Genomic DNA, 6,478 nt, shown 5'->3' on the forward strand with positions numbered 1-6,478 from the left:
CTCGGCGCCGGCCGGCGCGTGACGATTTTCCTGGCCGGCGATGACGCCCCGGCAAAAGAGGCTGTGACCGCGATGGCCCGCGCGATGGGCTTCGAGGTGATCGATGCCGGCACGCTCAGGAACGCGCGATATCTCGAACCGCTGGCGGGCCTCAACATCTACCTTGGCTACGGTGCCGGCCTTGGCACCGGCATCGCACCGACCTGGGTGCGCCAGGACTGAAGACGCGAGTTTCAACGCGACTGGCTCGGGCGCCGGCTCCGGCGCCGCGATCCCGCCGCATGACGCTGTCCCATCGATCGACCATCCGTGAGGTTTTTATGATCAAGACATCCACCGCGCCCTATGCCGCGCTGCTGCTTCGCGTCAGTCTGGGCGTCCTGTTCCTGGCGCACGTGGCGCTGAAGATCTTCGTCTTCACCGTCCCGGGATTTGTCGCTTACTTCGCCTCGCTCGGCCTGCCGGCCATCATGGCCTACGCGGTCATCGCGCTCGAGTTCTTCGGCGGTGTGGCCCTCATCCTTGGTGTGTATGCACCTTGGGTGGCGCTGCCGCTGGCGCTCGAGATGCTCGGTACCATCGTCATGGTGCATGGGGCGAATGGCTGGCTGTTCACCAACAAGGGTGGCGGCTGGGAATACCCGGCGTTCTGGGCCGTGAGTCTCGTCGTGCTCTTTCTGCTCGGTGATGGCGCTCTCGCACTGAAGCCGGTTGGGCGCACGATCGGGTAGGAGACCGGGTATAGGCGCGCGTGGACCTTCGCAGCCACCGCGCCACCCAAGTGCACCGCTGCGGACACATGGACGGACTCGACGGCAACCACAAGTGTTTGGGGGCTAGTCAATTCGGCAACCAGCATCGCAAGGCGGTTACGCTCTTCGCCGGCAGCACACAGGGCCGCTTCGCGCCCGGCGTCTGCAGTTGCTGCAAACGCTGCGGATAAGCGTTCCACTACCATCGTGCAGACTCACAATCTGCTGGGGCGCGTCTACATGGCGTTCGTCGCACCCATGCATAGGAGAGCCTCATGCCGTGGTGCAGCGCCAGTCCGAACAGGGGCCGACGCTCCCTTTTGCCCCCGGTTGATGCGCTGGCTGCCGACCCCAAGGAGCGATCGTTGTCACGCGCTGAACGCCTGCTCGAATTGATGCAATGCCTGCGCCGCCATCGCTACCCGGTGGGCGGCGCCGCTCTGGCGTCCGAACTCGGCATCAGCCTGCGCACCCTCTACCGGGACATCGCCGCGCTGCAGGCCCAGGGCGCGCGGATCGATGGCGAGCCGGGCGTGGGGTATGTGCTGCGCCCCGGGTTCATGCTGCCGCCCCTGATGTTCTCGGAAGACGAGATCGAGGCCCTGGTTCTCGGCTCATGCTGGGTCGCCGATCGCGCCGATGATCCGCTCGGGCGGGCGGCGCGCAATGCCCTGGCCAAGATCGCGGCCGTCTTGCCGACCGAGCTGCGCAATGCTCTGGATGCCTCGGCGCTGTTCGTCGGACCGGGCGCGGTCATTGCAGCCGTGGATCAGGCACTGGTCAGCATTCGGCACGCGATCCGATCGGAGTCCAAACTCCATATCCGCTACCGCGATCTCCAGGGACGCACCTCCGACCGCGTGATCTGGCCGTTTGCGCTCGGCTTCTTCGATCAAGTGCGTATCGTGGCCGCCTGGTGCGAGCGCCGCCAGGGTTACCGGCATTTCCGCACGGACCGGATCGCCGACCTGACCGTCCTGGACTCACGCTATCCGCGCCGTCGTCAAGCGCTGCTGAAAGAGTGGCGCGAGATCGAAGGCGTCGCGGCCCCTTGATGCGGCATCACTGCTGACAGAATTGGGCGGTACCGGTTTCTACGATGTGATCGACGCCTTCTCGGCACGCCGTGCGGCCGGGAGGGGTCGCCACCGTCCATCACTTCGGAGTGCTCGCGATGCCTGATACCAATTTCTTCATTCTCTATGTCGAAAGCGCCGCGGCAAGCGCCGCCTTCTACGCAGATCTGCTTGGGCATGCTCCCGTTCAAGCATCCCCAAACTTCGCCCTGTTAGCCCTGCAATCGGGTGTCAAGCTCGGTTTGCGGTCGAGACGCGAGGTCGAGCCCGCGGCAACGGTCACTGGTGGTGGCACCGAGTTGGCGTTCGCGGTGGACAGTGATGCGACCGTCACTTCCATGCATGCCGAATGGGCGCGGCGTGGCCTGCCCATCCTGCAGGCGCCCGTGCGGATGGACTTCGGCTACACCTTCGTCGCATCGGACCCCGACGGGCACCGGCTGCGTGTCTTTGCACCGCGCGCGCGGTAAACAGGAACTGGATCGCGGTGGCCTCGGCGGGGCACGTCCGCCGAGGCCGCGCCGAGGGGTTCATGCAGGTCTGCCACGGCAAGGCGCCGCCCTTGCGGCGGGTGCGGCTGATGAACAGGGCACACGACGATCAAGAGCGGACTGCTTTGCCGTTGGACAGGAGCGTCAATGCGCGTTGGTGTGAGGCGTGGATCGTGTCTCGCTCCGGCAGCGAACCGTCGGCCAGACAGGCCAGCCACTCGTCCGTGGTGAGCACGGCGGCGTAGCGCGACTGTTCGACGACAGCGCATACCCGGTGGATTTCCTCCGCGCTGGCAAAGCCGGCACGGTTTGCGTAGGGCACGCTGCCGGAGGCGTCCATCAAGAACTCCACCTGCAGGCCCGCATCGAAAGCATGCTTGATGGTGGTGTCGTTGCAGTTGTGGGTCATGTACCCGACCACGGCCAGCGTGTCGATGCCGTGCTGCGCGAGCCAGTCGCGAAGATCGGTGCCGGCGAAGGCGCTGGGCAGCTTTTTCGGCACGTAGTGCGCGTGCGGGCGGCGGGCGACGATGTCGTGCAACTGCCAGCCGCGGGAACCTTCGGCGAACAGCGGTGCATCGGCGGGCGCCATCTGCTGCACCACGATCACCGGAATGCCGGCAGCCTGCGCGGCATCCATGGCACGGCCGATGTTGCGCAGCGAGTCCTGCACCAGCGGATAGGCGATGCGCAGGCCGCCGCTCTCGTATTCGTTCTGCACGTCGATGACGACGAGCGCGCGGCGCGGGGTCTGGCTCATGGCGGCAATCCTGTGGGCGGATGGAACGATGTCCCGGCGTGCCCATGCTCCGCCGCGGCCCGTCGCCGCGGTAGTGGCCTGATAGCCATGTTTAGCTATAATCGGGCCAATCCTCATCGCGGAGTCGGATCATGGCTGCGACCAAGGTGGCGATCGCGGCGTTCGATGGCATCCGGCCGTTTCACTTGTCGGTGCCCTGTGCGGTGTTCGGCGAGCCGGCCGGCGCCGAGCCTTTGTACGAAGTGCGGGTCTGCGCGGTGGAACCGGGCGAACTGCGCAGCCAGGCCGGCTTCACCATCGGCACCGGTTACGGCTTGCGCGAACTGGAGCGCGCGCAGGTGGTGGTGGTGCCCTCGTGGCGCGACGCGCACGAGGTGCCGCCGGCATCGCTGCTCGGAGCGCTGCGCCGTGCGCACCGGCGCGGCGCACTGGTCGTCGGACTTTGCCTGGGTGCCTATGCCCTGGCCGAAGCGGGGCTGCTCGACGGTCGCCGCGCCACCACGCACTGGCGCTGGGCGGAGCGGTTCGCGCAGCGCTACCCGAAGGTCAGGGTGGCTCCGAACGTGCTGTACGTCGATGCAGGCGACGTGCTCACCTCGGCCGGCACCGCCGCTGGCATCGATTGCTGCCTGCACGTGGTGCGGCGGCAGTTCGGCGCGGAAGCGACCAACCGCATCGCACGCACGCTGGTGGTGCCGCCGCATCGGCTGGGTGGCCAGGCGCAATACATCGAGCAGCCGGTGCTGGCGACCGCGGGCGAGAACCCGTTGACCAAGACCCTCGATTGGGTCGCGCGTCATCTCGACGAGCCGCACAGTCTCGATGCGCTGGCCGCGCGCGCGGCGATGAGCCGGCGCAGCTTCACCCGCCATTTCCGCCAACATACCGGCACCACGGTCGGGCAATGGCTGCTGGCGCAGCGGCTGCTGCTCGCGCAGCGCCTGCTGGAGACCACCGGCCAGCCGATCGAGCGCATCGCGGAATGCGCGGGTTTCGGCACCTCGCTGTCGCTGCGTCAGCATTTCGCCGCGGCGCTCGCCACCACGCCCTCGACCTACCGGCGCGAATTCCGTGGACGCTGAGCCGGGTCGATATTGACAACCAGTTTCCATTATTGGAAACTGGTAACCATCTTGAGCATTGCACCATGTCAAACGCAACTCGCGAAACCCGAGCGGTCATGAAGAAATCCACCGTGACAACCCGGCCGCCCCCGAAGGTGCGCATCCTGACCGACATCATGCTCGCGGTATTCCGCGTGCATGGTCGTCTGCTGGAGAAAGGTGATGAACTGGTCCGACCGCTTCGTCTCACCAGCGCCCGCTGGCAAGCGCTGGGGGCGGTGGCGCTGGCCGGGTTCCCACGTTCCGCGCCGCAGATCGCGGTGTCGATGGGCATGACCCGGCAGGGGGCGCAGAAGCAGCTCAATGCCCTGGTGACGGAAGGTTTCTTCGAGCAGCGCCCGAATCCGCGCCACGAGCGCTCGCCGCTCTATGCCCTGACCGCATTGGGTCTGCGCGCGTACGCCCAGGCGATGGCGCTGGAGGTGGTCTGGGCGCGCGCACTGGGTGAGGGTCTGCCGCTGCAAGACCTCAAACAGACGCTGCGCACGCTGGACACCCTCCATGAGCGGCTCGATATCCCGGTACCGAAGAAAGGTCCCGCCTCATGAAACCGGTCGTCCATGCGGTCGCCGGTAGCATCGCGATGCTCACCATCGCCAGCTTCTGGGTGGCCACCGTGATTGCGGAGCTGTTCCTGGACCACGCCGCGGTCGCCGCCGTCAAACACGCCATTGTGTACGGCTTGTTCCTGCTGGTGCCGACCTTGGTTGCCACCGGCGGCTCGGGTTTTATCTTGGCGCGCACGCGTAGTGGACGGCTGGTGACGAGAAAGCAGAAGCGCATGCGCTTCATTGCCGCCAACGGCGTGCTGGTGATGATTCCGGCGGCACTCTTCCTGAACAACCAAGCCGCGGCCGGCCGTTTCGACGCGTCGTTCTATGCCGTCCAGGCGGTGGAACTCCTCGTCGGTGCCGTGCAGCTCACCCTCATGGGCCTGAACTTCCGCGATGGGCGCAGGCTCGCCGGCAGGCGGTGTCCACGAGCGGCTTGATCAGATCCATGACCGGTCCAGGCACTCGCATGGAGCCGATCCTGTTGGCACTCGGCGGGAATTGATCATCGTGCTCACATTGCCAAGCCGAATGTGGATTGGAGCCCCTTGGCCCCGATCTTGGTGACGCTGACCGCGCGGCTGTCGAGGTGGTGCCGCACCCAACCCAGTTCCAGGCAGCGCCGGTAGATCGCCACGCCGGTGGGGCCGGAGAGGTGATGGCGGCGCTCGCTCCAGTCGATGCAGGTTTTCGACGCGGCGTGGCGGCGCAAGGCGCGCACGTCGATGCCGAAATCCTCCAGCAGCCGGATGCCCTCTGTGCTGAAGCGGGCGATGTCGTCGTCGATGCGCAGGCCGTCGCGCGCGATCAGCACGTCGCAGAGTGCCACGCCCAAGCGACCGGCGAGGTGGCTGTAGCAGGTGCGCCCGGCTTGCAATAGCGGATCGACCCGCGACGTGGCCATGCGCGCCGGGTCCTGCGCCGCCACCAGCATCAGCGATTCCAGCAGCGCGGCGACTTGTGGCGACGCCAGCCGGTAATAGCGGTGGCGGCCTTGTTGCACCACGTCGAGCAAGCCCGCGTCGCGCATCGCGCCGAGATGTCCGCTGGTGGTGGCCGCGCTCACCCCGGCGCAGGCCGCCAGTTCCCCCGCGGGCAGCGCGCGGCCATCGCCCAGCGCCAGCAGCATGGCCGCGCGCGCGGGCTCGCCCACCAGCGCGGCGATGCGGACGATGTCGATGTCCCGGGTCATGGTGGGGTTCCTATGCGGCGTGCAGGGTCGTGATTGTGGGCGCAGCGTGCGCCACACGCTTCGGTGCGCACCGAATCATGCTGCGGCGCGCGCGGCGACGATGGCGGCCTGTTCACTCCGCAGTCCACGCCATGTCCTACGCACCTGTAGCGCACGCCGATCGCCGCGTCATCCTGTTCATTCTCTGCCTCGCCGTGCTGATCGCGCAGGTGGACACCTCGGTGGTCAATTTGGCGGTGCACGCCATCGGCGTCGGCCTGCATGCACCGCTGCCGGCGCTGCAGTGGGTGGTGGACGCCTACAACCTGAGCTATGCCGCGCTGCTGATGAGCGGCGGCACCCTGGCCGATCTGCTCGGGCGGCGGCGCGTGCTGCAGGCGGGCGCGGCGGTGTTCGTGCTGGGTTCCTTGCTCGCCGGGTTGGCGCCGAATATCGCCGCGCTGATTGCCGGACGCGCGCTGGCGGGTGTCGGCGCGGCGCTGCTGCTGCCCGCCAGCCTGGCGCTGATCCGCGTCATCTGGGCCGACCCGCA

Annotated in this window: 10 protein-coding genes and 1 pseudogene; 9 read left to right on the forward strand and 2 right to left on the reverse strand. The window is 67.3% G+C overall.

All coding sequences use genetic code 11. The features are described from left to right. The 5 genes and pseudogenes from ACYDAT_RS15375 to ACYDAT_RS15395 all read left to right on the forward strand — a co-directional run. Positions 1–222: pseudogene (locus ACYDAT_RS15375) on the forward strand (NADPH-dependent F420 reductase); the annotation flags it as partial. A gap of 98 nt (positions 223–320) precedes the next feature. After that, positions 321–731 carry a DoxX family protein gene (locus ACYDAT_RS15380; protein ID WP_461451256.1) on the forward strand — a complete coding sequence of 137 codons (411 nt, stop codon included), beginning with the start codon at positions 321–323 and terminating at the stop codon, positions 729–731. A 126-nt stretch (positions 732–857) separates the two neighbouring features. Next, on the forward strand, positions 858–1,148 hold the full coding sequence (locus ACYDAT_RS15385) for a DUF2867 domain-containing protein (RefSeq protein ID WP_461451258.1): 291 nt from the start codon (positions 858–860) through the stop codon (positions 1,146–1,148). After that, positions 1,118–1,807, forward strand: coding sequence for a helix-turn-helix transcriptional regulator (locus ACYDAT_RS15390; RefSeq protein ID WP_461451242.1), 690 nt, complete (start codon positions 1,118–1,120; stop codon positions 1,805–1,807). Before ACYDAT_RS15385 ends, ACYDAT_RS15390 begins: the two co-directional genes overlap by 31 nt. A gap of 119 nt (positions 1,808–1,926) precedes the next feature. Further along, entirely contained in the window at positions 1,927–2,298 is a 372-nt protein-coding gene (locus ACYDAT_RS15395; protein ID WP_461451244.1) for a VOC family protein, read from the forward strand. 130 nt (positions 2,299–2,428) lie between these two features. Here ACYDAT_RS15395 and ACYDAT_RS15400 read toward each other — a convergent pair whose 3' ends face one another. Next, positions 2,429–3,079 (reverse strand): cysteine hydrolase family protein, encoded by a 651-nt coding sequence (locus ACYDAT_RS15400; RefSeq protein WP_461451246.1) that lies wholly within the window; start codon positions 3,077–3,079, stop codon positions 2,429–2,431. Between the two features lie 131 nt (positions 3,080–3,210). Between ACYDAT_RS15400 and ACYDAT_RS15405 the strand changes: the two genes are divergently transcribed. From ACYDAT_RS15405 to ACYDAT_RS15415, 3 genes are all read left to right on the forward strand, one after another. Beyond that, entirely contained in the window at positions 3,211–4,161 is a 951-nt protein-coding gene (locus tag ACYDAT_RS15405) for a helix-turn-helix domain-containing protein (protein ID WP_461451248.1), read from the forward strand. A gap of 98 nt (positions 4,162–4,259) precedes the next feature. After that, positions 4,260–4,751: a MarR family winged helix-turn-helix transcriptional regulator gene (locus ACYDAT_RS15410; RefSeq protein ID WP_461440957.1), complete on the forward strand. Its 492-nt coding sequence runs from the start codon at positions 4,260–4,262 to the stop codon at positions 4,749–4,751. After that, positions 4,748–5,194, forward strand: coding sequence for a hypothetical protein (locus ACYDAT_RS15415; protein ID WP_461451250.1), 447 nt, complete (start codon positions 4,748–4,750; stop codon positions 5,192–5,194). The genes ACYDAT_RS15410 and ACYDAT_RS15415 overlap by 4 nt, the downstream gene beginning before the upstream one ends. A 74-nt stretch (positions 5,195–5,268) precedes the next feature. On the opposite strand, the gene ACYDAT_RS15420 is transcribed toward ACYDAT_RS15415, so the two are convergent. Beyond that, a complete protein-coding gene (locus ACYDAT_RS15420) occupies positions 5,269–5,946 on the reverse strand; it encodes an ArsR/SmtB family transcription factor (RefSeq protein WP_461451252.1) in 678 nt (225 codons plus the stop codon). A gap of 131 nt (positions 5,947–6,077) precedes the next feature. Here ACYDAT_RS15420 and ACYDAT_RS15425 point away from each other — a divergent pair. Further along, positions 6,078–6,478 (forward strand): MFS transporter (locus ACYDAT_RS15425; protein ID WP_461451254.1); only part of this gene is annotated, 401 nt, incomplete at its 3' end.

The organism is Metallibacterium sp. (assembly GCF_054637675.1).